This window comes from Egibacteraceae bacterium (assembly GCA_040905805.1).
Lineage (GTDB): Bacteria > Actinomycetota > Nitriliruptoria > Euzebyales > Egibacteraceae > DATLGH01.
Map to the genome: position 1 here is coordinate 62586 of JBBDQS010000107.1, position 23547 is coordinate 86132.

General features: G+C 72.9%; 23 protein-coding genes and 1 other RNA gene. 2 read left to right on the top strand and 22 right to left on the bottom strand.

Going from position 1 to position 23547, the window contains the following annotated elements; all coding sequences use genetic code 11:
• Positions 1-38: 38 nt before the first annotated feature.
• The 9 genes from WD250_12180 to WD250_12220 all read right to left on the bottom strand — a co-directional run bounded on the left by WD250_12180 (position 39) and on the right by WD250_12220 (position 12030).
• Positions 39-4310, bottom strand: coding sequence for an amino acid adenylation domain-containing protein (locus tag WD250_12180; protein ID MEX2620961.1), 4272 nt, complete (start codon positions 4308-4310; stop codon positions 39-41).
• Positions 4307-5152, bottom strand: coding sequence for a pyridoxal-phosphate dependent enzyme (locus tag WD250_12185; protein MEX2620962.1), 846 nt, complete (start codon positions 5150-5152; stop codon positions 4307-4309). The genes WD250_12180 and WD250_12185 overlap by 4 nt, the downstream gene beginning before the upstream one ends.
• A 4-nt stretch (positions 5153-5156) precedes the next feature.
• Complete coding sequence (locus tag WD250_12190; GenBank protein MEX2620963.1) at positions 5157-5969, bottom strand: ThiF family adenylyltransferase; 813 nt, start codon at positions 5967-5969, stop codon at positions 5157-5159.
• Between the two features lie 141 nt (positions 5970-6110).
• The gene (locus tag WD250_12195; protein ID MEX2620964.1) at positions 6111-6830 is read right to left on the bottom strand and encodes a 4'-phosphopantetheinyl transferase superfamily protein; all 720 of its coding nucleotides are present in this window, start codon (positions 6828-6830) and stop codon (positions 6111-6113) included.
• Positions 6831-6836: 6 nt separating this feature from the next.
• Entirely contained in the window at positions 6837-7967 is a 1131-nt protein-coding gene (locus WD250_12200) for a PIG-L family deacetylase (protein ID MEX2620965.1), read from the bottom strand.
• A gap of 153 nt (positions 7968-8120) precedes the next feature.
• The gene (locus tag WD250_12205; GenBank protein ID MEX2620966.1) at positions 8121-9857 is read right to left on the bottom strand and encodes a pyruvate dehydrogenase; all 1737 of its coding nucleotides are present in this window, start codon (positions 9855-9857) and stop codon (positions 8121-8123) included.
• A gap of 39 nt (positions 9858-9896) precedes the next feature.
• Entirely contained in the window at positions 9897-10106 is a 210-nt protein-coding gene (locus WD250_12210; GenBank protein ID MEX2620967.1) for a hypothetical protein, read from the bottom strand.
• A 51-nt stretch (positions 10107-10157) separates the two neighbouring features.
• Positions 10158-11297 (bottom strand): hypothetical protein, encoded by a 1140-nt coding sequence (locus WD250_12215; protein ID MEX2620968.1) that lies wholly within the window; start codon positions 11295-11297, stop codon positions 10158-10160.
• 43 nt (positions 11298-11340) lie between these two features.
• Entirely contained in the window at positions 11341-12030 is a 690-nt protein-coding gene (locus WD250_12220) for a DUF3159 domain-containing protein (GenBank protein MEX2620969.1), read from the bottom strand.
• A 73-nt stretch (positions 12031-12103) separates the two neighbouring features.
• On the opposite strand from WD250_12220, the gene WD250_12225 reads away from it, so the two are divergent.
• Entirely contained in the window at positions 12104-12673 is a 570-nt protein-coding gene (locus tag WD250_12225) for a hypothetical protein (protein MEX2620970.1), read from the top strand.
• Between the two features lie 8 nt (positions 12674-12681).
• Here the strand turns inward: WD250_12225 and rdgB are convergent, their stop codons facing one another.
• Genes rdgB through selD form a run of 8 tightly spaced genes read right to left on the bottom strand, consistent with a single transcriptional unit; the run spans position 12682 to position 18327 of the window.
• Positions 12682-13272 (bottom strand): RdgB/HAM1 family non-canonical purine NTP pyrophosphatase, encoded by a 591-nt coding sequence (gene rdgB / locus WD250_12230; protein MEX2620971.1) that lies wholly within the window; start codon positions 13270-13272, stop codon positions 12682-12684.
• Positions 13272-14018, bottom strand: coding sequence for a ribonuclease PH (gene rph, locus WD250_12235; protein ID MEX2620972.1), 747 nt, complete (start codon positions 14016-14018; stop codon positions 13272-13274). Before rph ends, rdgB begins: the two co-directional genes overlap by 1 nt.
• Positions 14015-14767 carry an MBL fold metallo-hydrolase gene (locus WD250_12240; protein MEX2620973.1) on the bottom strand — a complete coding sequence of 251 codons (753 nt, stop codon included), beginning with the start codon at positions 14765-14767 and terminating at the stop codon, positions 14015-14017. The genes rph and WD250_12240 overlap by 4 nt, the downstream gene beginning before the upstream one ends.
• Positions 14768-15589: a glutamate racemase gene (gene murI / locus WD250_12245; GenBank protein MEX2620974.1), complete on the bottom strand. Its 822-nt coding sequence runs from the start codon at positions 15587-15589 to the stop codon at positions 14768-14770. It lies immediately after the preceding gene.
• A 21-nt stretch (positions 15590-15610) separates the two neighbouring features.
• Entirely contained in the window at positions 15611-16552 is a 942-nt protein-coding gene (locus WD250_12250; protein ID MEX2620975.1) for a cysteine synthase family protein, read from the bottom strand.
• An 11-nt stretch (positions 16553-16563) separates the two neighbouring features.
• Complete coding sequence (locus WD250_12255; GenBank protein MEX2620976.1) at positions 16564-16839, bottom strand: MoaD/ThiS family protein; 276 nt, start codon at positions 16837-16839, stop codon at positions 16564-16566.
• A gap of 10 nt (positions 16840-16849) precedes the next feature.
• The gene (locus WD250_12260) at positions 16850-17299 is read right to left on the bottom strand and encodes a M67 family metallopeptidase (protein ID MEX2620977.1); all 450 of its coding nucleotides are present in this window, start codon (positions 17297-17299) and stop codon (positions 16850-16852) included.
• Complete coding sequence (selD, locus tag WD250_12265; GenBank protein MEX2620978.1) at positions 17296-18327, bottom strand: selenide, water dikinase SelD; 1032 nt, start codon at positions 18325-18327, stop codon at positions 17296-17298. The genes WD250_12260 and selD overlap by 4 nt, the downstream gene beginning before the upstream one ends.
• Before the next feature lie 60 nt (positions 18328-18387).
• Between selD and WD250_12270 the strand changes: the two genes are divergently transcribed.
• Positions 18388-19035 (top strand): hypothetical protein, encoded by a 648-nt coding sequence (locus tag WD250_12270; GenBank protein ID MEX2620979.1) that lies wholly within the window; start codon positions 18388-18390, stop codon positions 19033-19035.
• Here the strand turns inward: WD250_12270 and WD250_12275 are convergent.
• The 5 genes from WD250_12275 to WD250_12295 form a co-directional block, all read right to left on the bottom strand.
• Complete coding sequence (locus tag WD250_12275) at positions 19015-20868, bottom strand: alpha/beta fold hydrolase (protein MEX2620980.1); 1854 nt, start codon at positions 20866-20868, stop codon at positions 19015-19017. The two genes, WD250_12270 and WD250_12275, sit on opposite strands and share 21 nt — an antisense overlap.
• 36 nt (positions 20869-20904) lie before the next feature.
• Positions 20905-21263, bottom strand: a transfer-messenger RNA (tmRNA) gene (gene ssrA, locus WD250_12280).
• 81 nt (positions 21264-21344) lie between these two features.
• Positions 21345-21809 carry an SsrA-binding protein SmpB gene (smpB, locus tag WD250_12285; protein ID MEX2620981.1) on the bottom strand — a complete coding sequence of 155 codons (465 nt, stop codon included), beginning with the start codon at positions 21807-21809 and terminating at the stop codon, positions 21345-21347.
• 2 nt (positions 21810-21811) lie between these two features.
• Positions 21812-22984, bottom strand: coding sequence for a S41 family peptidase (locus tag WD250_12290; protein ID MEX2620982.1), 1173 nt, complete (start codon positions 22982-22984; stop codon positions 21812-21814).
• Positions 22985-23056: 72 nt separating this feature from the next.
• Positions 23057-23547, bottom strand: a 491-nt coding sequence (locus WD250_12295; GenBank protein ID MEX2620983.1) for a M23 family metallopeptidase, incomplete at its 5' end; no start/stop codon positions are given.

A 23547-nucleotide genomic window follows, 5' to 3' on the forward strand; every position in this document is an offset into this window, starting at 1 on the left:
GCCCGGCCAGACCACCACCCCGCGCGGGTCCGGGCCCACTACACCGGCAGGGTTTGGAGCGCCGCCGTCAGCTGCGCGCAGAGCGCGCCGCGATGCGGTGACTGCCAGAGGGTGAAGTGGTTGGCGCCGGGCAGGATGGTCTGCTCGACGCCACCGCTCGTGTACGCCGCCCACTCGGTCATCGGCTGACCGTCGTGGAGGCTCTGCTCGGCCCACACGAGATGCAGACCCACTGCGGCGACGCCGGGCCGGTGCGCCTCGAGCGCCGTCGAGTGCTGCCGGGCGATGGCGATCTCGCGCTCGAGGACCTCCGGCGGGAGGTCGGCGACGGCGGCCCCACGCCGGCGGGCCAGGTCCAGCGCCTGGCGCACCCGCTCCTCGTCCGGGCGGGCCAGCAGCGCCGCCGTGGCGTCCTCCGGTTCGTCGGCCAGCGACCCCGCGAGGGGGCCGAGCGTCGCGCCGAGGCGGTAGAGGAGGCGGTCGCGCAGCTCCGCGCGCTCCCCGGGCAGCTGCGAATCGACGAGGGCGCAGAACGCCACCTCGGCGCCGGCCTGCTCGAGCCGTGTGGTGACCGCGTGCGCGAGCACACCGCCGAGGGACCAGCCCGCCAGGAGGTAGGGGCCGTCGGGCTGGGCGGCCACGATGGCGTGCAGGTACACGTCGGCCATCTCGTCCACGCTGGAGGGCTCCGGCCGCCCCACCCTGCTGAGCGACTGGACGCCCACGAGCGGACGGGCGACGTCGAGCTCGTCGAGGAGGGCCCGGTAGGCGACCACCTCCCCACCGGACGGGTGCAGCAGGAACAGCGTCCGGCCGCGGGTGCCGGTCCGCAACGGCACGAGCAGCGCTGCCGGGTCGCCCGCATCGCCGTCACCGTCCAGTCGGTCCGCGAGCTCGCGGACCGTCGGGGCGCGCAGCAGCACGCTCACGGGCGTCACGGCACCCAGGCGCGCCTCGATCTCGTAGACGATCTGCACGGCCCGCAGCGACTCGCCGCCGAGATCGAAGAAGTTGTCGGTGGCGCCGACCCGGTCGACGCCGAGGACCTGCTGCCAGATCTCGGCGAGCCTGCGCTCGCGCTCGGTCGCGGGGGCCACGTACGCCGTGCCGAGATCCTCGCGGCGACGTTCGGGCGCGGGCAGCGCCTTGCGGTCGAGCTTGCCGTTGGGGGTCAGGGGGAGCTGATCGAGCACCACGAAGTGCTGGGGCACCATGAACTCCGGTAGCCGCTCCCGCAGGTAGGCGCGCAGCTCGGATGGGGCAGGCGCATCGCCGTCGTGCACGGTGACGTAGGCGACGAGGTACCGCTCGCCCCCGTCCTCGTCGCGGGCGAGCACCGCGCACTCGCCCACCCGGGCATGCTCGACGAGGACCGACTCGATCTCTCCGAGCTCGATCCGATATCCGCGGATCTTCACCTGGAAGTCCCGCCGGCCGAGGAACTCGATGGTGCCGTCGGGGAAGAACCGGGCCCGGTCGCCGGTGTCGTACATACGCGCGCCCGGCCCGTCGACGAAGGGATCAGGGACGAACTTCGCCGCCGTGAGCTCGGAGTCGTTGACGTAGCCGTCGGCCAGGCACTCGCCACCGATGTACAGGTCGCCGGGGACGCCGACGGGACAGGGGTTGCCGACGCGGTCGAGGATGTAGTACCGGGCGTTCTGGATCGGCCGACCGTAGGGGATGCTCGGCCACGACGGGTCGACGTCGCCGATGTCGTACCAGTTCGACCAGATGGTGGCTTCGGTGGCGCCGCCGAGGCTCACGACGTGGGCGTCGGCGAACACCGATCGGATCTGGTCGGGAAGCTTCACCGGGATCCAGTCGCCGCTCAGCAGCACCAACCGCAGCGGGCTGGCCGACGCCGCGACCGGCAGGAAGGGCACCAGCTGGTTCAGGGCCGGGGGCGCCGAGTCCCAGATGGTGATGCCGTCCTCGCACAGGATCCTCGACAGGCTGTGGGGATCCTGGATCTCGTCGCGCGTGGCGATGCGGATCGTCGCCCCAGCGGCGAGCGCACCGAAGACGTCGTAGACCGACAGGTCGAAGCTCAGCGAGGTGATGAAGAGCAGCCGATCGTGCGGGCCGACGCCGTACCGGCGGTTCACCCACTCGATGAGGTTGATGACAGGACGGTGGCGCACGGTGACGCCCTTGGGCGTGCCCGTGGAACCCGACGTGAAGATGATGTAGGCCGTGTCCTCGGCGGTGGCGCGGCCGTCGGGTCGTGTCGCCGGCTGACGCGCGACGACGTCCCAGCCCCAGACGCGCACCCCCCCGGCCTCCTCCCCGAGCGGATCGGTGGCGGCGTCGACGCACACGAGGTGGCGGAGGTCGGCCCCCAACGAGTCGAGGTGGGTGAGGTGGGCGGATCCGGTCACCGCCACCCCGATCCCCAGCGAGGTCAGGATGAACCGGATGCGCGCCGCCGGGTAGTGCCGCTCGAGCGGCACGTAGCCGGCACCCGCCTTGAGGATGCCGAGGAGCGCGACGACCGCCTCCGGCGAGCGGTCGACGAGGACGGCCACCAGCGAACCGGTCGCCACGCCCAGCGAGCGCAGGTGCTGGGCGAGCTGGTTGGACCGCTGCTCCAGCTCGCCGTAGGTCAGGCAGCGGTCCGCGCCCGCCACGGCCACGGCGTCGGGCGTGCGGGCGGCCTGCTCCTCGAACAGCACGTGCAGGCAGGCGTCGCGCCGGTAGGGCCGGGTCGTGTCGTTCCACTCCTCGAGGACCTGCGAGCGGTCGTCCTCGCTCAGCAACGGCACCCGCGAGAGTGGCATGTCGGGGTCCTCCAGGACACCGCGCACGAGCATCTCGAGATGGCCGGCGAGGCGGACGATCGTGTCCCGCTCGAAGAGCGCATCGTCGTACTTGAGCTCGCCGTGGAACGCCCCGCCCACGCGGGCCCACCACAACGACAGGTCGAACTGGCCCTGCTGCGTGAGGATGGGGAAGGGCTCCAGCACGAGCTCGCCGATGGTCGCCGGCCGGTCGGTGGCGACGTTCAGGGCGAGGTAGCTCATGTCGACCAGCGGGCTCTGCTGGAGGACCATGGACGCCTGGAACAGCGGTGTCCGGCTGTGGTCGGGCTGCACGCCGAGACGGGCGACGAGGTGGGAGAAGGGGTAGTCCTCGTGCTTCATCGCGTCCTGGACCGTCCGGCGGGACCGGGCGAGCAGCTCGCGGAACGACGGGTCGTCGTCGAAGCGGGCGCCAAGCACCATCATGTTGACGCAGTGGCCGATCATGTTGCGGAAGCCGGCCTCACCGCGACCTGCTGCCGGCGCGCCGACACCGAGACCCTCCTGGCCGGTGTAGCGAAACAGCAGCGCCTGGTAGGCAGCGAGCAACAACACGAACGACGTCACGTGCTCCTGCCGGCCGAGCCGTCGCAGCGCCTTGGTGACGTCCTGGTCGAGGGAGAAGAACACGGCGCGGCCGCGCTGGGACTGCAGGGGGGGCCGGGGCCGGTCGAGCGGCAGCTCGAGGACGGGCGGCAGGTCGCGGAGCGCCTCCTCCCAGAACCGACCCTGGCGTTCCCCCTCTTCGCCCGCGAGGACCTCGCGCTGCCAGCGCACGAAGCTGGGATACTGCTCCGGCGGCGGGGACAGCTCCGGGGGACGACCAGCGCACTCGGCGGCGTAGAGCTCGTCGAGCTCGTGGAAGACGATCGCCAGCGACCAGAGGTCCATCAGCGCGTGGTGGATGCGCACCAGGAACACCGGCGTCTCGCCGCCCAGGTACAGCGTCGTCTGCAGGCCGGGCGCCGAACGCAGGTCCATGGGCCGCGCGTAGTCGTGCTGCACGCGCGCGACGAGAGCGCCGTCGTCGAGGCCAGCGACGTCGACCTGTTCGACCGGCGTCTCCAGCCGCGGGTGCACGAGCTGGAACGGTCGCCCGCCGACGGTCGTGAAGGTCGTGCGCAGGGCCTCGTGGCGGTCGCTGACCGCCTGCACCGCCCGGCCGAACGCCGCGACGTCGAGCGGTCCGCGCAGGCGCATCGCCCCACCCACGTGATAGGTCGGCGCCGTGGGGTCGAGCTCGTGCAGGTACCACAGCGACGTCTGGTTCCACGACAGCGGATAGAGCGCGGGCTCGCCCCGCGCGCGCCGCTGCGCGAGCACGCGTCGCAGTCGCGCACGCGGCGCTTCGTCCGGTCCGGCGTCGACTTCCGGATCGCCATGGGCAGCGAGCAGCGCGGCGACCTCGGCGTCGTCGAGGTGCTCGGCCACCCAGGCGTCCGGCTCGGCGGTCGGGCGGGCACCAGGGCCTTCGTCACCGGGCTCGTGCTGGTCGACCGTGCCGCTCATCCGGGGACCGCCGCGGTCTGCTGCGCCTCCAAGCGGTTGGCCGCCCCGACGAGGAAGACCCGGCTCACGGGTCGCGCCTCGAGCAGCGACGGTACGGCGGACAGCACGAGCGCGAACGACTCGCCGACGGACATCGCACCCCGGTCGGTGCGCACGCTGGCGTAGTCCCGGCGTTGGTCGGCCGACAGCACCAACCGCAGGTCGAACAGGTCTGGGGTGCACCCGTCCTGGGGTCCGAAGCGCTCGAGCTCGACGTTGCGCACCCCGGCGATGGCGCCGGGGTCAGCGGGTTCGGCAGACACGACCAGCGGCCGCGGCTGGATGCCCTCGGCGGTGCCGAGCAGGGAGTGGCCGGTCCCCACCGCGCCGAGCACGGCGTCGACGGTTCCCGCGAACGCCTGGGCTGCCGCCCCGAGGATACGGTAGTGCCGACTCTTCGTGGGGTCGGTGAGCTGCTCGAAGCGGTACGGCTGCTCACGGGCGCAGAACTCCTCGTAGAGCGCGTAGCCGGTCTCGCGCGACCCGCGGTGCACCCGCGCCCCGAGCTGCCCGAGCTCGGCGACCTGGTCGTCGGGCAGCGTGTCGGGGACGAACAGCTCACAGGCCAGACCGCGCTCCCGGCAGTACAGGGCGAGCGATCGTGCCGTGCTGCCCGCGCTGACCTCCGAGACGCTGTCCCCCGGCCGCAACGCGCCCGCGGCGACAAGCTCGCCGAGCTCGCCGCGCACCATGCGATCCTTGATCGAGCGGGACGGGTTGCCGCCCTCCAGGGTGGTGAGCAGCGCCACCCCGTCCCGTGTCACGCGGGGGTCGGTGATCTCCACCACGATCGGGTCGTCCACGGGGTCACCTTCCTCCGGTTGCGGGCGACACGAACTCCTCGAGACGCAGGGCCACCGGCTCGCAGAACACCCCCCTCGGCGCCGTCGGGCGCGCGCCCGTGGCGAACATGTGGTTGAGGATCTGCACACCGGCCAGCACGGCGGCGACTTCCACGCCGGTGACCACGAACGGGATGTGGCCCTTGCCCTCCATCGCGCGTTGCGCCTGCTCGAGCATGTAGTCGGGCACCTCCGGCATCATCATCGTCACGAACCGGTCGAGGTTCTCCTGACGACCGCCCTCGGCGGTGATCCCCGAGAGCTGTGCGAACGACGGGGCGGCGGGGTCCGCGGGATCGAAGACCATCACCACCGCACCGTGTCCGAGCGTGGCGCACGAGACGAGGGGGATCCCGCGCTGGTGCGCGCGCTCCGCCAGCAGCAGCTTGCAGTCCATGGCGTAGACGTCGACGGTGTCGACGACCCAGTCCACCCCGTCCAGGAACCGTTCGACGTTGTCGGCCTGCACGCCGTCGGCGAACGCCTCGACCGCGATCGCCGGGTTGACGGCGCGAGCCTCGGCGATCAGCGTGTCGTCTTTGCGCTTGCCGATCGTCGCCTCGGTGGCCACGCGCTGCCGGTTGATGTTCGTGCGCTCGTAGACGTCGGGGTCAGCGACGTGGAAGCGCTCGAAGCCCAGGCGGACGAGGTCGATGAAGGTGGAGCCGCCCATGCCGAGCCCTGCCACCGCGACGGTGGTCGCGCTGATGCGGCGCATCTGGGACTCGTCGAGGATGCCGAAGGTCCGCGCGAAGCGCTCCCGGTACAGCTCGTCCACGCCTGCCTCCCCGCCGGGTGGAGCCGCCCGGCTCTCCCTGCATGCCCCGGTGCGCGGCGTCGCGACCACGAGCGAACCGCAAGGGCGCTCAGATCAGCGAGCGTACGCTCGGCGCCCCACCACGGGCAAGGGCCCATGTGCTCAGGGAGCGGTCCACGACCGCACCTGCAGCGAGAATCCCGGGCACGGGGCGGCGACCGCGCCGACGTAGCCCGGGGCGGGCGTGAGGCTGCGGACGTGCCACGGCGACCCCACGCCCCCGATTCGCACCGCGCGGGCGCGCGGGTCCGGCCCGACGGCATCGACCACCACCGCTGCGGGATCGCCGGCGAGGCCGTCCCCGAGACCCTTCAGGACCGCCTCCTTGCCGGTCCACCGTTCGAGCAGCGCCGCATCACGGTCCGGCGCACCGTCGAACGCGGCGCGCTCCTCGGGGGCGAGCACCCGGGCGGCCAGCGCTTCGGGGTCGCGCAGCCGCCGCAGCCGCTCGATGTCGACGCCCACGCCCGTGTCGGCGCCGATCGCCACCACGAGCAGGCCCTCGGAGTGCGACACGTTGAACTGCGGTGGCCGGCCCGCCGCGCCGGCCCGCCCCACCACCGTCGGCTTGCCGTGGCCTGGACGGACGATCGCCACCTCCTGCGGGGGGCACCGCATCGCGGCGGCCAGCAGTGCGCGCAGGACGCCGCGGCCCACGACGAACCGACGTCGCTGGACCGCTGACGCGATGGCCGCGGCCCGGTGCCGCTCCTCGTCGGTGAGGACCGCGGCCAGCGCGGCCGGCGTCGGGGGTTCCTCGTCGAGTCGGGCGACCCACACCCGCACCCGCGCACGGACCGAGTCGCTCGACCGCTCACGCACCGGACATCAGCCGAACAGGTCGGTATCGGGCGCCGGCGGCGGGAGGATTCGCACGAAGTACTCGGTGCCGTACATGTCGGCGAGCATGCCGGGCGGGAACATGCCCGGCTCGATGGGGTACTGCGAGCGGTACGCGGCGATGGCGGCGACCTTCGCGTCGACGTGGTCACGCACGTCCATGACGGTGGTGGCACCGTGGCCGATGGGGGGACCGTCCTCTCCTTCGACGGAGCCGACGAGCCGCGCGGACGCGCCACGGCCGGTGAAGCGCTCGGGTTCGTCCGCGGTCAGCACCAGGCACGTCGTGCTGGTCGACGCGACGACGTGCGCGGTGCGCGGCGTGTGATGCGCCACGCCGAGCTCCCCGAAGAACTCACCGGTCCCGAGGCGCGCCACGACGTGGCGGTCGCCGTCGGGCTCGTCGCGCACGACGTCGGCCTCGCCCGACAGGATCAGGTAGAGCGCCGTCGCGGGCTCGCCCTGCTCGACGATGGCGAACCCGGGCGGGAACCATCGGACGTCGACGTCGTCGCCGGCGAAGCGCATGGTGGTGGACTCCTGGGCGAACAACGACAGCGCGTGCGCGAAGTCCACCGAGCCGCGGAACTGGTTCCCGAGCTCCACGAGCCAGCGGGCCAGCCGCTCCCGCAGCAGGATCCCGCTGCGGGGGAAGTGACTGTGGAACAGGCGCACGGCCCGAGCCCGGGTGCGTTCGACGGCGAAGCTCGTGGCCGCGCTGATCGCGATGTGGTCCGGGTGGCCGTAGGCGCCGTCGTCGCCGAACGTGATCAGGACGTCTGGCTCGAAGGCGTCGATGACCTGCGCGATCTCGGTGGCGAGCGTGTCGGGTGGGGTCTCGGCCAACGCCCCGTCGCGGTGGTCCAGGCACGTGACGTGGCGCACCCCGAGGAGGTCACAGGCCCGGCGCAGCTCCGTCTCGCGCACCGCACTGATCGTGGCGCGGGTGGCGATCGTCGCGTCGCGGATCTGCCCGGCCTCCCCGCGGGTCGCCGACACGACCATGGCCTCGGCGCCCTGCGCGGTGTAGTGCGCGAGCGTGCCGCCCGCGCAGAACACCTCGTCGTCGGGATGGGCGAAGACCCCCAGCACACGCGGTGGACGGTCGTTGGTGCTCATCTGACCCACCTCACCCGGTGCTGCTGGCCGGCGTGGCGTCGGCGCCCGGCTGCGACGCCCACACGGCTGCCCAGATCGCGATCGGATCCTGCCCGCGAGTATAGGAGGGCGCGCGCCCGGGTTTCCCCCCCCTGTCCCCGCCCCCGGCCCCGGTCAGGGATCCAGGGCGCGGACGTTGCGCAGGTTGGAGCGGGCCATGTCGACCATCTTGCCGACCCCGCCGGCCAGGACGGTCCTGCCCGCCGCCATGGCGAACCCGCGGATCTGCTGGATGGTGACGTTCGGGGGCAGCGAGAGGGCGTTGGGGTCGGTCACCACGTCGACGAGCACCGGACCGGCGGTGGCCAGCGCGCGGGCGAGACCGTCCCGGACCTCCTCGGGCCGCGTGATGCGGATCGATTCCAGACCGGCGCTCCGGGCGATCGCCGCGTAGTCCACGGGGTCCTGGTCGGTGCCGTGGGCGGGCAGCCCCTCGACGAGCATCTCCAGCTCCACCATGCCGAGCGACGAGTTGTTGAACACCACGATGGTGACGGGCAACCGGTGCCGGCGGACCGTCAGCAGCTCGCCCAGCAGCATCGCCAGCCCGCCGTCGCCCGACATGGCGACGACCTGGCGCTCTGGGGCGCCGAAGGCGGCCCCGACGGCGTGCGGCAGGGCGTTGGCCATGGTCCCGTGCAGGAACGACCCGATGACCCGCCGGCGGCCGTTGGGGGTGAGGTAGCGGGCGGCCCACACGTTGTTCATCCCCGTGTCGACCGTGAAGATCGCGTCGTCGGACGCCAGATCGTCGAGCACGTCGGCGACGTACTCCGGGTGAATGGGCACCCGTTGACCGATGTCGCCGGTGTAGGCGTCGACCACCCGGGTGAGGGCCCGGGCGTGGCGCCGGAGCATGTCGTCGAGGAACCGCCGGGACGCCTTCACCTCGACGAGCGGGACCAGCGCACGCAACGTCTCCCGCACGTCACCGTGCACGGCCACCTCAAGCGGTGTGCGCCGGCCGAGGTGCGCGGCGTTGTGGTCGACCTGTGCGGTGCCCGTGCCGGGCAGGTAGGAGTCGTAGGGGAAGTCCGTACCGAGCAGGACCAGCAGGTCGGCCTGGAAGGTGGCGTCGTAGCAGGCCCCGTAGCCGAGCAGGCCGCTCATGCCCACGTCGTAGGGGTTGTCGTACTGGATCCACTCCTTGCCCCGCAGCGAGTGGCCCACCGGCGCCTTCGCCGCCTCGGCCAGGCCCATGACCTCGGCGTGGGCGCCGCGCACCCCCGCCCCGCAGAACAGGGTGACGCTCCCGGCGGCGTTGATCGCGTCAGCCAGGCGCGCCACCTCCGCGGCCGGCGGGGTCACCCGACCGCGCTCGACGCAGTAGGAGCCTTCGCCGGTGGGGTGGGCGGTGTCGAGGTCGGCGACGTCGCCGGGCATCACCAGCACCGACACCCCGGGCGTCCCGAGGGCCTGCTGGATGGCCACCCGCACGATGCGCGGCATCTGGTCGGCGCTGGCCAGCGTCTCGCACCACACGCTGGCATCGGCGAACACGCGCTCGGGATGGGTCTCCTGGAAGAATGAGGTCCCGATCTGGGCGGTGGGGATGTGCGAGGCCAGGGCGAGCACCGGCGCGCCGCTGCGGTTGGCGTCGTACAGCCCCTGGAGCAGGTGGGTGTTGCCGGGCCCGGAGCTCCCGGCGCACACCGCCAGCCGACCCGTCACCTGCGCCTCGGCCGCAGCCGCGAACGCCGCTCCCTCCTCGTTGTGCACGGGGACCCATGCCAGGCCGGCCTGGCGGCGGATGGCGTCCACGATGGGGTTGAGGCTGTCCCCGACGATGCCGTACACCCGCTCCACGCCCGCCTGGACGAGGACCGCGACGAACTGCTCGGCGACGTTCACAGTGTCCTCCTGGCAGTGCGCACGTCGCCGACGACGTGGTCAGTCGTTGTCCGCCATGTAGTCGTCCTCGTTCACGCGCTCGATCTGCCAGTTCAGCGAGTCCATGTCGTAGTGGACGAGCTCGTCGCCCTCCCAGATGGCCCCGCACCGCTCGGCGAGCTCGACGTCGTTGAGGTCCTTGGGCTCCTGGCCGCTCCAGCGGAACCCGACCATGCTCCGCTCGCGCTTTCCCAACACCACTCGTTCCATGTCGCTTCCTCCATCGCCGGGGCCAGGGAGGATACCGCTCCGGGGCGGGTCCTAAGCCGTCATCGCGGCAGGGTCGAGCCCCCGGGCGACGCACCACGCCCGGTAGGCGGAAGGGGCGACCTCGCTCGGCTTGATCTCGCTGCGCCCGCCCCAGAACACGTTGGTGTAGTGCACCGGGATGCCCACGGCGACCAGGTGGGCGTCGATGGCCTCCTTGTGGGCCAGCACCCTGTCCTTCTCGGTGCCGTGGGCCACACCCATGATGTTGACGTCGGCGAACTCGGGCCCGCCCTCCCGCCAGTAGGCGTGCGTCATGCAGTGGTGCCGGCCGACCTCCTGGCCCGCACGCACCTCCATGCCCTGCGGCACCCGCCAGTGGAACAGCGCGTTGTAGCGGGTGACGCGCGTGCCGTCAGCGTGCCGCTTGACGTGCTCCAGGAACGTCGAGAACCGCCCGACGATCCGCCGCTCGTTCAGGGACTCGGCGATCGCGCAGAAGTCCTCGATCGTCTCGCCCGCCTCGGCGGCACGCGGCACCCACGGGTCCGGTCGGAGCTCCTCGGGGGCGAACTCCCGCTTCAGGGCCACCACCACGCGCCACTCGCGCTCGGACAGGTCCACGACCTCGGTGTCCTGCACCCGCCCCGGTGCGTCGGTCTTGTCCCCGGGCTCGACGGTGCGGCGGCGGACGTGGCCGACCCCGAGCGTGAACAGCTTCAGGGCGGGCAGCAAGGCGAAGTCGGTGGCACCCGTCTGCGCCGCCAGGTACCGGCAGTGCGTCGCCATGTCGAACGGCCGCGGCACCTTCACGGTCGTCCACAGCCTGTAGTCGCTGCCGGGCGTCTCCCGGTCCGTCGTGCGGGTGACCACATGGCCGGAGAAGGGGTCCTCGGTGAACATGAAGTCGAACGCTGATCTCACCTGGTCGTGCGGCACCTTCCAGGCCACGAGCGCGCCCGGGGCCAGGCTCATGGACAGCAGCGTCTGCCTGACGCGCCGGATCGTCCCGGCCCGCAGCATCACCGTGATCCGGGTGATCACCGTGTCCAGGGCGACCCCGGAGGCCTCGGCGATGGCTTGCAGCGGGTAGCGGGTGAAGCCCTGCACCTGGTCCTCGGAGACCGTCAGGATCTGCGCGTTGACCGGGTCGTCGACCTGGGTGGGAACCGTGGGAGCCGGGGATGCCGTCATGGGGGTCAGTGTAGAGGCGCGGCGCGCACACCTCGTGGGGCCCTCAGGTCGTCCCACCCGGCTGCTGGTCGCGATGCAACGGGGTCCGCCCGCGCGCCAGCAGCGCGCCGGCCGCGACCAGGGCCGCGACGTACAACGGCCAGCCGAGCGCGACCCGCGCCGCGCCGAGCCACCCGACCTCACCGGCGAGGTAGAGCGGGTACTGCACCGCCACGCGCACGACCATGGGCAGCAACAGCACGAACGTCAGGCGGTTGGCCAGGCGCACGATGGCCGGGTCGTCGCGCCAACCGGCCGGGTCGTCCAGCACCGCACCGATGAGATACCCCACCGCCGGGCGGCGCAGGAGGATCGACGCACCGAGCCCGACGGCCCAGGCCGCCGACTGGATGATGCCGGGCAGGAACGCGGCTTCGGGACTGCCCGTCGCCATCGCGATCACCGCCGCCACCGCGATGCCGACCACGCCGTTGCGGGCGAACCGGGTCGATGTCCGCTGCGCCAGGCGCAGGGCGAACAGCACCACGGCGGAGCCCACGCCGAGCAGCAGGGCCGCGCGCAGCTCGCCGCTGGTCACATAGGCCAGGCTGAACACCGCGAAGGGCAACGCGGCCTCCAGCGCCCCACGCAGACCGCCGAGCTCCGCGGAGAGCCGGGCGCGCACCTCGGCCTCCACCGTCGGCTCGCGCAGAGGGTCGTGGTCGTGCGGCACGTCGTCGAGGCTTGGGTCCACCGGGCCAGGGTAGCGACCCGGCCATGCCGATTGTCCAGGTGTACGCCGCGACCCCCCGTGAGAAGATGTCACCATGCTCGGCACCACCCAGGACCGCACCGTCGCCCACGCCCCGTACGGCGCGTTCGCCGCCACGAGCCTCCTGTTCTTCTTCGGCCTGGTCGGCGCGTTCACGGCCTTCAGCGTGGTCCTGGCCACGAACGGGGGCGAGGCCGCGCCGTTCCTCGGGGGGATGTCCCAGATCGCCACGGCCCTGGTGGCCGCGTTCGCCAGCTGCGCGCTCGGCGGCTTCGGCGGTCTGGTGCTGGCCGGACAGAGCAAGGCCGGCTTGGACGACAGCGACTTCGTCGTGCGGTCCTGGCCGCCGGGGCGGGTGCGCTCGATCAGGCTGGCCGCCCTGACCCACATCAGCAGCAGCCGCGGCCCCCTGCGCCGGCGGGGGCTGCTGGCCGCGACCCGCCACTCCACCACCCTGTCCCTGCACGACGGCAACGGGACGACGGTCACGTGGAACCCCGCGTTCTGGCGGGACAGCGAAGCGGTCATCCACGCCTTGCGGGAGTCGGCGGTGGCGGCGGGCGCCACGGCTGACCCCGGGGCGGTCGGCGTGTTCGACCATCCGCCGTTCGGGCCGACCCTCTAGCCGAGCCGCTACGGCTCGCGGAGCGCCCCGACCAGCGGTCGCAGCGCCCGGAAGGCCTGCCCGCGGTGGGAGATGGCGTCCTTGGCGTCGGGGGCCATCTCGGCGGTGGTGCGCTCGGCCCCCACCGGCAGGAAGATCGGGTCGTAGCCGAACCCGCCGGTCCCCCGAGGCTCCTCGGTCAGCGTGCCCTCCATGACCCCTTCGGTGGTCCACTCCCGCCCGTCGGGGCTGGCCAGCGCGGCCACGCAGACGAAGCGCGCGGACCGGTCGGCAACCCCGCGCATGCGCTCCAGCACCAGGCGCAGGTTCGCCTGGTCGTCACCGTGGGCGCCCGCGTAGCGGGCCGAGCGCACGCCCGGGTCGCCGCCGAGGGCGTCGACCACCAGCCCGGAGTCGTCGGCCACGCAGGCCAGCCCGCACATCGCGACGGCGGCGCGGGCCTTCAGCAACGCGTTGGCGGTGAACGTCGTCCCGGTCTCCTCGACGTCACCGAGACCCACGTCGTCGGCGTCGAGCAGCTCGACGTCCGGGTCGGCCAGGATCCGGCGCAGCTCGGCGACCTTGCCGGCGTTGTGGGTGGCGACGACCAGCTTGCGCATCACGCGCGGCCTGCCGCCTCGCGCTGCACGACGACCAGCTCCGCGCACCCCAGGGCCGCCAGGTCGAGCATGCCGTCCAGCTCGCCCCGGCTGAAGGGCGCGGCCTCGGCGGTGCCCTGCACCTCAACGAAGCGCCCGTCACCCGCCATCACGACGTTCATGTCCGTGCCCGCCCGCGAGTCCTCGGCGTAGCACAGGTCGAGCAGGACCGCCCCGTCGACCACGCCCACGCTGATCGCCGAGAGCGGGTCCAGCCGCGGTCGCTGCGCCAGCATCCCACGCTGGCACATGGTGTCCACGGCCAGGGACAGGGCGACCCAGCCGCCGGTGATGGCCGCGGTGCGGGTGCCGCCGTCGGCCTGGATGACGTCGCAGTCCACGGTGATGCTGTGCTCGCCCAGGCCGGTCAGGTCGATTGCCGAGCGCAGGCTGCGCCCGATCAGCCGCTGGATCTCGTGGGTTCGGCCGCCGATGCGTCCGCGGGTGGAGTCGCGGGGGGTGCGGTCGTCGGTCGCGCGCGGCAGCATCGCGTACTCCGCGGTCACCCAGCCCCTGCCCGAGCCCCGCAACCACCGGGGCACCCCGTTCTCGACGCTGGCGGCGCACAGCACGCGGGTCTTGCCGAAGCTCACGAGCACCGATCCCTCCGCGTGCTCCTGCACACCGAGGTCGATGCTCACCGGGCGCAGCGCATCGGCGGCGCGCCCGTCGGGGCGCAGGGCGGCGGGGTCGGTCGCGGCGGTCACAGGACGTGGTCCTGGAGGTCCTCGGCGACCATCACGGTCCCGTCGAAGCTCCCGGCGGCCTCGGCCGCGACCTCGGCGGGGTCGTTGGACGGGAAGATGTGGCTGAGCAGCAGCACCGTGCATCCGGCTTCGGCGGCGTGGGCACCGGCCTCCGCGCCGGTCATGTGGACCCCGTCGGGGTGGGGGCGGTGGCGTTCCAGCCAGGTGGCGTCACAGACGAACAGGTCCGCGTCGCGGGCGCAGTCGACCATGGCGGGTGTCGGCGCGCTGTCCCCCGAGTAGGCGAGCACCTTGCCGTCGACCTCGATGCGCGACGCGAGCGTCTCGATCGGGTGGTTCGACGCGAACAGCTGGATGCTGAGCGGCCCGAGCTGCAGGGTGTCCCCGGCCGCGGCGACGTGGAAGTGGCAGACCGTGGGGAAGATGTCGTCGTCGGGCAGGAGCTGCGCGATGAACGCCTGCGCGCCGGCTGGGCCGTAGACGTCCAGGGGCAGCGGCCCGTCGGGCCGGAGGCGGCGGGCGTAGTAGAGGCTGAAGAGATCGGCGAAGTGGTCGGCGTGCATGTGTGAGAGCAGCACCGCGTCGATGTCGTCGATGTCGATGCGCCGCTGCAGGTTGGCCAGCGACCCGTTGCCGCAGTCGAGCAGCAGTCGGTAGTCCTCGTATTGGACCAGGTAGGACGAGCACGACCGCGTCGGGCCGATGTGGGTACCGGAGCACCCGAAGACGGTCAGGGTCAGCGCGGGCATCTATAGGCTCCCATGGGTGACGTCGGCGACGGTGATGCGGGGACCGAGGAAACGTCCCGCGAGCCGGGCGAACTCCTCGCGGTCCCCGCTGGCGACGAACCGGTGCCCGGTGGGTCCCGGCGGCGCGAGCAGCCCGCCGGTGACCAGGTCGCCGAAAACCCGCCGGGCCGTCTCCTCGGCGCTGGACACCAGCACCACCTGCGGACCGAGCAGGTGGCTGAGGACGCCCGTGAGCAGCGGGTAGTGGGTGCAGCCGAGGATCAGCGTGTCGATGTCGCCGGCCACGAGCGGCGCGAGGTAGCCGGCGGCCGCGTCCAGCACCGCGCGGTCGGTCGTCCGTCCCGCCTCGACCAGCGCCACGAACTGCGGGCACGCCTGGCTGAGCAGCTTGACCTCCGGCGCCGCCTCGGCGACCGCACGGTCGTAGGCACCCGAGGCGATGGTGCCGTCGGTGCCGATGACCCCGACCCGGCCGTTGCGGGTCGCCCGGACCGCAGCGGCCACCGCCGGGGCGATCACCCCGAGCACGGGGACCGGGAAGCGCAGGGGACGGGTCTCGATCGCCGCTGCGGTGGCGGTGTTGCACGCCGCGACGGCCAGCTTCACGCCGGCGGCGGCGAGCCAGCCGACGACCTCGGCGGTGAACGCCCGGACCTCCTCGGGGTCGCGGGGGCCGTAGGGGCCCCGTGCCGTGTCGCCGAAGTAGACGATGCGCTCGTCGGGCAGCAAATCCATCAGCGCCCTGGCCACGGTCAGCCCGCCGACGCCCGAGTCGAACACCCCGATCGGGCGCGGGTCGGCCGCTGCGGATGAGGACACCATGCCGGGCAGTCTAGTGGCACGCTACGCCCAGAGCGTGTTCTCCAGCCGCTCGGCGATGCGTTCGACATCGCCGGGGTCATAGGCGCCCGTCGACAGGTACTTCCACCCGCCGTCGGCGGAGAGCACGACCACCTTGGACCCCTCCGGCAGGCGCGCGGGGGTGCACACCCGCTGGGCGACGTGGATCGCCGCCCCCGTGGACGGACCGGCGAAGATCCCCTCCGTGGCGACCAGGTCCCGGGTGGTCGTCAGCGCGGCTGTGGAGTTGACCTTGATCCGGCCGTCGAGCACGGACTCGTCCAGCACCGGCGGGATGAAGCCCTCGTCGAGGTTGCGCAGGCCGTACACCAGGTCGCCGTACTCCGGTTCGGCGGCGATCACCCGGACGCCGGGATTGTGCTCCTTCAGGCGCCTGCCGACCCCGGTGAGCGTCCCCCCGGTGCCCAGGCCCGCAACGAAGGCGGCCACGTCCGGCAGGTCACGCACGATCTCGGGGCCCGTGGTCTCGTAGTGGGCCTGCGGGTTCGCGGGGTTGCCGTACTGGAAGGGCATGAAGACGTCGGGGTCGTCGCCGGCCATCTCCTGGGCGACCCGCACCGCCCCGTTCGAGCCCTCGCTGGCCGGGCTGTACACCAGATCGACGCCATACATGGCGAGCAGCGTCCGCCGCTCGGCCGACGTGTTCTCCGGCATGACACAGGTGAGCTTGTAGCCCTTGGGCGCGCAGAGCGCCGCGAGGGCGATGCCGGTGTTGCCGCTGGTGGGCTCCAGGATGCGCGTGCCGGGCGGCAGGCCGACCCGCTCGCCCTGCTCGATCAGGTACTTCGCGATCCGGTCCTTCACCGACCCCGTGGGGTTGTGGCCCTCCAGCTTGAGGTAGAGGTGGTAGCCGGGCGGCGACAGGCGCGGCAAGCCGACCAGCGGGGTGTCCCCGACGGCTTGGCTGACATCCCGGGCGAGCATCGCCGGACCACTCAGCCGCCCGCCACCGCGGGCAGGATCGACACGGTGTCGCCGTCGTCCAGGGGGGTGTGCATGCCGCCCAGGAACCGCACGTCCTCGTCGTTGGCGTAGACGTTGATGAAGCGGTGCAGGCGCCCCTCGGAGTCGACGAGCGCGCCTCGCAGCCCGCGGTGGCGCGACTCCAGGTCGTCCAGCAGCGCCGCCAGCGTCTCACCCTCGCCGCTGACCTTCTTCTCCCCGCCCGTGTGCTCGCGCAGGACGGTGGGGACGCGGACCTCGATAGCCATACTCCCCAGACTAACGCGGCCCTGTCGGAGCCTTGATGCCGTCAACAGTGACAACTCGCTCCGTGACCTCGCCGTAGCGGATGTCGAACCCGCGGATGGCCGGGTGGTCGGGGTCCTGCAACGACACGATGAGGTAGACCGCCTCGGGGTAGAACGCCAGCTCGATGTCGGTCGACGACGGGTAGGCCTCGGTGTGGGTGTGGCTGTGGTAGATCGCCAGCAGCTCCCAGTCGTGGTCATCGATGTCGTTCATGGCCTGCAGCAGCGCCTTCGGCTCCATGTTGTAGTAGGTCATGGACCGGGCGGCGTTGGCGATGGGGTAGTGACGGCGCAGCTGCCCGTCCTCGCCGGCGAGCAGACCGCAGGCCTCGTAGGGGAAGTCCGCGCGGGCATGCGCGAGCATCTCGTCGTACGTGGCGCCGTCGAGCTCCAGCTGCCCGACGATCTCGGCGTACGTCACAGCCGCACCCGACCACCGCCGGGGACGACGCGGCCGATCACGGCGGCGTCGTGGCCGCCGGCCCGCAGCTGCGCGACGGCGGCCGCAGCCGCGTCCGGCTCGGCGCCGAAGAGCAGCCCGCCCGAGGTCTGGGCGTCCGCCAGCAGGGTGAGGATCGTCGCGTCGGTGGCGCCGGCGTCCAGGCGCTCGCCGGCCCAGGCCAGGTTGCGCTCGGTGCCGCCGGGGACCATGCCGGCGGCAGCGAGGTCGCGGGCCCCCGGCAGCAGCGGCACGGACCCGGGAGCGAGCTCGGCGTCCACGCCCGCGGCCTCGACCATCTTGCGCAGGTGCCCGAGGAGGCCGAACCCGGTGACGTCGGTGGCGCCGGTGGCGCCGGCCGCCAGCGCGACGTCCGCGGCGGCGGCGTTCGGCCGGGTCATCGACGCCACCGCGGCGTCCACGACCTCGGTGGACGCCTCCCCGCGCTTGATCGCGGTGGCGATCACCCCGACGCCCAGCGGCTTGGTCAGCACCAGCGCCTGGCCGGGGCGCAGGCCGGCGTTGGTGAGGATCCGGTCGGGATGGACCTCGCCGACCACGGCCAGCCCGAACTTGGGTTCCGGGTCTTCGACGGTGTGGCCGCCGGCCGTCACCCAGCCGCCCTCGGCAGCGGCGTCGCCGGCCCCGGCCAGCACCTCGACCAGCAGGTCCGTGGACAGCTCCTCGGACCAGCCCACGAGGTTGAGGGCCAGCAGCGGCCGTCCGCCCATCGCGTACACGTCGCTGGCCGAGTTGGCAGCGGCGATGCGCCCCCAGGTCCGGGCGTCATCGACGATCGGGGTGATGAAGTCGGCCGTCACCACCAGCGCGCGGTCGGCGTCGAGCCGCCAGACCGCGGCGTCGTCGCCGCTCTCGGCGCCGACGAGCAGGTCGGGATGGCGCTGGGGCGTCAATCGGCGCAGGACCTGCGCCAGCTCGCCGGCGGCGAGTTTGCAGGCTCACCCGGCTCCATGGCTGTACTCGGTGAGGCGTCGCGTCGTCGGGTTCACGGGTGCGAGCCTAGCCGCTGCCCCTACGATTGGCGCAACCGGTCGACGTGGGGAGACCCGGTGAGCGCACGCACGACAGCCGAGTTGGTCTGGTATGCAGCCTACGGCTCCAACCTGCACTGGCCCCGCTTCCGCTGCTACCTGGCCGGGGGACGGCCGCCGGGCAGCGACCGGGTCCACCGCCCCTGCGCGGACCCCCGCCCGCCGCGGGCCTCGGCCCCCGCCACGCTGCCGTACCCGCTGCGGTTCGCCGGGACCTCCCCGACGTGGGGCGGTGGCATCGCGTTCGTCGACGTGGGGCGTCGCGGCGCCGAGACCCGGGTTCGCCTGTACCTCGTCACCATGGAGCAGTTCGCCACCGTGGTCGCGGCCGAGGGGCACCGGCCATCGGTCCGGCTGCCCGCCCGCGCCGCCGCGGCGCCCGCCGCCTACCGGGTGGCCGCGGGCGCCTACGGGGTCGTGGTCCGCTGCGGGCAGCGCCACGGCAGACCCGTGATGACGGTCACCGGGCCTCCGGCAGGCGCACCGACCACGCCGCCCCGTCCGGCCTACCTGCGCATGATCGCCGCCGGGCTTGCCCGCACCCACGGGCTGTCGCCCGGTGCGGTGGCCGACTACCTCGCCCCGGTGCCGGGCATCGCCGGGCACTACGGTCGCGACGAGCTGGTCGCGGTCGCCGAGGAACGGTCACCGGCTCCCGCTCGATGACCTTCCTCGTCGGGACCGGGGCGCTGCTGGCCGCCTACAACAACGCCACCAACCTCCTCGGCCTGTCAGAGCAGGTGGTCCAACAGGAAGTCGCCCACCTCCGTGTAGGCCGAGACGCGGTTGTCCAGGCGCGTGATGCCGTGACCCTCGTCGTCGAATCGGCGGTAGCGCACGTCCCGTCCGCGCTGGCGCAGCGCCGCGACGATCTGCTCGGCCTCCTCGATCGGGACCCGTGGGTCGTTCGCTCCGTGGACCACGAACAGCGGGGTGGTGATCCGGTCCGCACGCGAGATCGGCGACAGGGCGGCGAGCAGCGCGCGGTCGGTGTGCAGGCTGCCGTACTCGGCCTCCCGCAGCGACCGCCGGTGCGCGCCGGTGCGCGCCGGTGCGCTCCAGGAACGTCACGAGGTTGGCCATCCCGACGATGCTGACCCCGGCGGCGAAGCGCTCGGGGTGGGCCACCAGCGCCGACAGGGTCATGAAACCGCCGTACGAGGCCCCCATGACGGCCAACGGCCCGAAACCCAGGACGCCCGCCCACCGTGCGACCGCGTCGAGGTCGGCGACGGCGTCGGGTCGGCGGTCACGGTCGTCCAGGCTCGCGTAGCGTCGGCCGTAGCCCGTCGAGCCCCGGACGTTGGGGGCGAGCACCGCGACCCCCCGTGCCAGCAGGAACTGGTAGATCGGCTTGAAGACCGGCCGCTCCTGCGACTCGGGACCACCGTGCACCGAGACCACCGCGGGGCACCGGTCCACCCCGGCCGGGCGGTACACGAGCACCGGCACCGCCAGCCCGTCAAAGGACGGGGCTGTGGCCACCGTCGGCTCCACGAACGCCGCGGGGTCGAGCCCCGGGGCAGCAGCCGGCGTCAGGGGCCGGGCGTCGCAACCGCCGACCGACGCGTGCCAGACCGCGCTCGGATGCCGCGCGCCGCTGAACGTGAACGCCAGCCGGGTGGCGTCGGGTGACAGGCGCAGGTCGGACGCCACGCCGGCTGGCAGCCCCATCGTCGGGCCGACCTCCAGCGTCGCCGGGTCGAACCAGCACAGACGCGAGCGGCCGTCGACGTTGACGGTGAAGGCTCCGGCGCCGTGGCGGACGGCGACCTCCTCGACGTCGGCGTCCCCGGGCCCGACCCGCTCCCAGACCCCGTCGAGGAGGTCGAGCCGCCAGGCGCCGAGGTGGTCGTGGTCGCGGTCGGCAGCCACGAAGAGGAACCGTCCGCCGCCGGCCCAGCCCGCCGGGCGGTACCGGCCTCCGGACGCCAAGACCCGGACCGCACCAAAGGACAGGTCGACGAGGGTGAGGTCGCCGTCCATGGACGAGCGGGCGTGCACCACGACGGCACCGGCACCGTCGGGTGTCACGTGGGTGGCCTGCTGCGAGCCGGACAGCCGCGCGACCCGGCGAGCTGCGTTGCCCGCGAGGCCCCGCTCGTACAGGTCGAAGTCGACGCCGTCGCGGTCGTTGGCGGTGTAGACCAGGTGGGCGCCGTCCGGGACGAACGCGCCGAAGCGGTGGATGGTCGCGGGGTCTGCCGTGAGGGGCTGCTCGACGGTGCCGTCCGGGGCGACCCGGTGCAGCTGGGTGCGCTCGTCGCCCCCAGCGTCGCGCCCCACCACCACGACGGCAGGGTCCGCCGGCGACGCCTCGACCCGCTGGATGCGCTGGGTCCCACCGCTCACCTGGGTCGGCCAGCCCCCGCCGGCGGGCACCGACCACGCCTGGGCCACGCCGGTGAGGTCACTGGTGAACACCACGCGCCCCCCGTCGGCGGTGTACACAGGCCCGGCGGAGGTGGGGATCTGCAGGTAGCGACGGAGGTCGGCCACGGTGCCGCAGTGTAAGAGCTGCGCACCATGAGCAGGAAGTGGAGGTGCCGGGGAGTCGAACCCCGGGTCCGAATGCCTCAACTCCGGAAGCGCTACGAGCGTAGGTTACCGGTGAATTGTCGGGCACTCGCGTCCCGGAACCAGACGACTCGAGCGCCGTACACCACTGCATTGTCCCCGTCGGCCCGTGGCGGTGGCCGGCAGGTGAAAGCCTGGATGCGATGCCCGATCCCCCACCCCAGGCAGGCGAGGGCGGACAGGCAGCCTAGTTAGGCTGCCAGCACCAATTTGTCTTCGGCACCTAATGGTTCCCTGGACAGTTTTACGAGATGACCAGAGCTACTCGGCTCGCTCTCCCGGGGTCGACAGGCATCCGTCGATACCACGTCACCCCCGTGGGATTGCAATGTGCTCGATGCAGTTGTCAACGGACCTGCACCGCCCAGTCTATCGACCGGCCGGGCCCTGACAGCATGTCAGCGCTTCTGGCGCTCCCGCAGCGCCCGGGCGACGTCGCGGTCGGCATCGCGTTTGGCCATGGTCGCGCGCTTGTCGTGGCGGGCCTTGCCCTGCCCGAGCCCGAGCAGGACCTTGGCCCGGCCGTTCTTCCAGTACAGCGTCATGGGCACGAGCGTGCGGCCCTGCTCCTGGGTGAACTTCTCGCACTGGCGGATCTGCGCGCGGTGGATCAGCAGCTTGCGCTGGCGCGTGGGGTCGTGGTTGTGGCGGTTGCCGAAGTCGTACTCGGGGATGTGGGCCTGCACGAGCCAGGCCTCCCCGTTGCGCACCGTGGCGAAGGCCTCCGCGATGGACGCCTTCCCCCCGCGCAGGGACTTCACCTCGGTGCCGACCAGGACCAGACCGGCCTCGATCGTGTCGGTGATGTCGTAGTCGTACCGCGCGCGGCGGTTGGTGACGATGGTGTCCTGCCCGGTGGCCATGACTACGGCGCGGCCCCCACGAGCTGGCCCTGCAGCGTCTCCTGCGCCGCCGCGAGCTGCTGGTCGACGTCATCCACGACGCGGTCGGGGGCGATGCCGGTGCCCTCGATGGAGACACCGGACGCGGTGAAGTACTCGGCGGTGGTGAGCTTCAGCCCGGCGCCGTCCATCAGCGGCCGGACGGTCTGGACCGTGCCCTTGCCGAACGTGGGGGTGCCCACCACGAGCCCGCGACCGAGGTCCTGGACGGCCCCGGCGACGATCTCGCTGGCGCTGGCCGAGGACGCGTCCACCAGGACCACGAGCGGCACGTCACCCAGGGCCCCGCCGGTGGCCGCGAACGACTGCCGTTCCTGGCCGCGCTCCTGGACGCTGACGATGGTCCCCGACTCGATGAAGACGCTGGCGACGTTCACAGCCTCCCGCAGCAGCCCGCCGGGGTTGCCACGCAGGTCCAGCACCACACCACGGGCCCCGTTGGCGAGCTGCTCGTCCATCACCGCCCGCACCTGCTCGCCCACCTGCTCGGTGAACTGGAGCAGCTGGATGTGCACGAGCCCACCGTCGAGCTCGCCCACCTCCATGACGGGCCGCTCGATCTGCGCGCGCGTCACCGCGACTTCGCGAGGGCCCTGGGACCCGCCCTCCAGCCCCAGGCGCACGGTGGTGCCCTCCTCGCCCTGCACCCGCTGGACCACCGCCTGCAGCGGTGCCTCGCGCACGTCCTCGCCATCGACCGCCACGATCCGCTCGCCCTCCTCGAGGCCGGCGGCCTCCGCCGGGGCGTCGGAGAGCACGTTGACGATGGTGACCCCCTCAGGGGTGTCCTCGACCATGACCCCCACGCCGGAGAACGTGCCGTCCAGCAGCTCGCTGAACGCGGTGAACTCCATCGCGTCGTAGTAGACGGCGTAGGGGTCGTCGAGCTGCTCCAGCATGCCCTCGATGGCCCCTTCGAGCAGCTGCTCGTGGCTCGGCGGGTCGACCGCCTCGCTCGTGACGCGCTCGTAGACGTCGGCGAGCCGGGAGAAGTCGCGGGGCAGGCCACTGGACGCGCCCGCCGCGGGGGTGCCGGGCCCATCGTCCGCGGACTGCAGACCGATCTGGTAGGCGATGGTGAGCAGGCCGGTCGCGAGCACGGCGACGCAGACGACAGCAAGCATCCGGTTGCGCATGGACCTAAGCCTGCCACGCCCCGCCGGTCCGCGCCGTCGGGGCGGGCGCACCAGCGGCGCCCAGGGCAGGCCCTAGCGCAGGTAGGGCATCGGGTCGCGGTGCTGGCCGTGCACGCGCACCTCGAAGTGCAGGTGGGGCCCGGTGCTCTGCCCGGTCGAGCCGATCCGGGCGATGACCTGGCCGCGGCCGACCCGTTGGCCGGGCGACACAAGGACCTGCGACGAGTGGGCGTAGAGGGTGGCCACGCCGTTGCCGTGGTCGACGACGACCGCGAGGCCATAGCCGCCGCGCCACCCCGCCGAGATGACCGTGCCGCCCGTCGCCGCGTAGATCGGGGCGCCGGAGGGGGAGCCGAAGTCCACGCCGGTGTGCATGCGGCCGGTGCCGTAGATCGGGTGGCGGCGCATGCCGTAGCCGCTGGAGAACCGCCCGTCGGAGGGTCGGTGCCACCCCGACGCCGTGGCCTGCTGCGGTGGCGGCGGCGGTGCGCTGGCCGGAGGCGGCGCCGCCGCGGACCGGCTGGCGCGCGTCGCGGGGGGGCCCCCCCCCCCCCCCCCCCCCA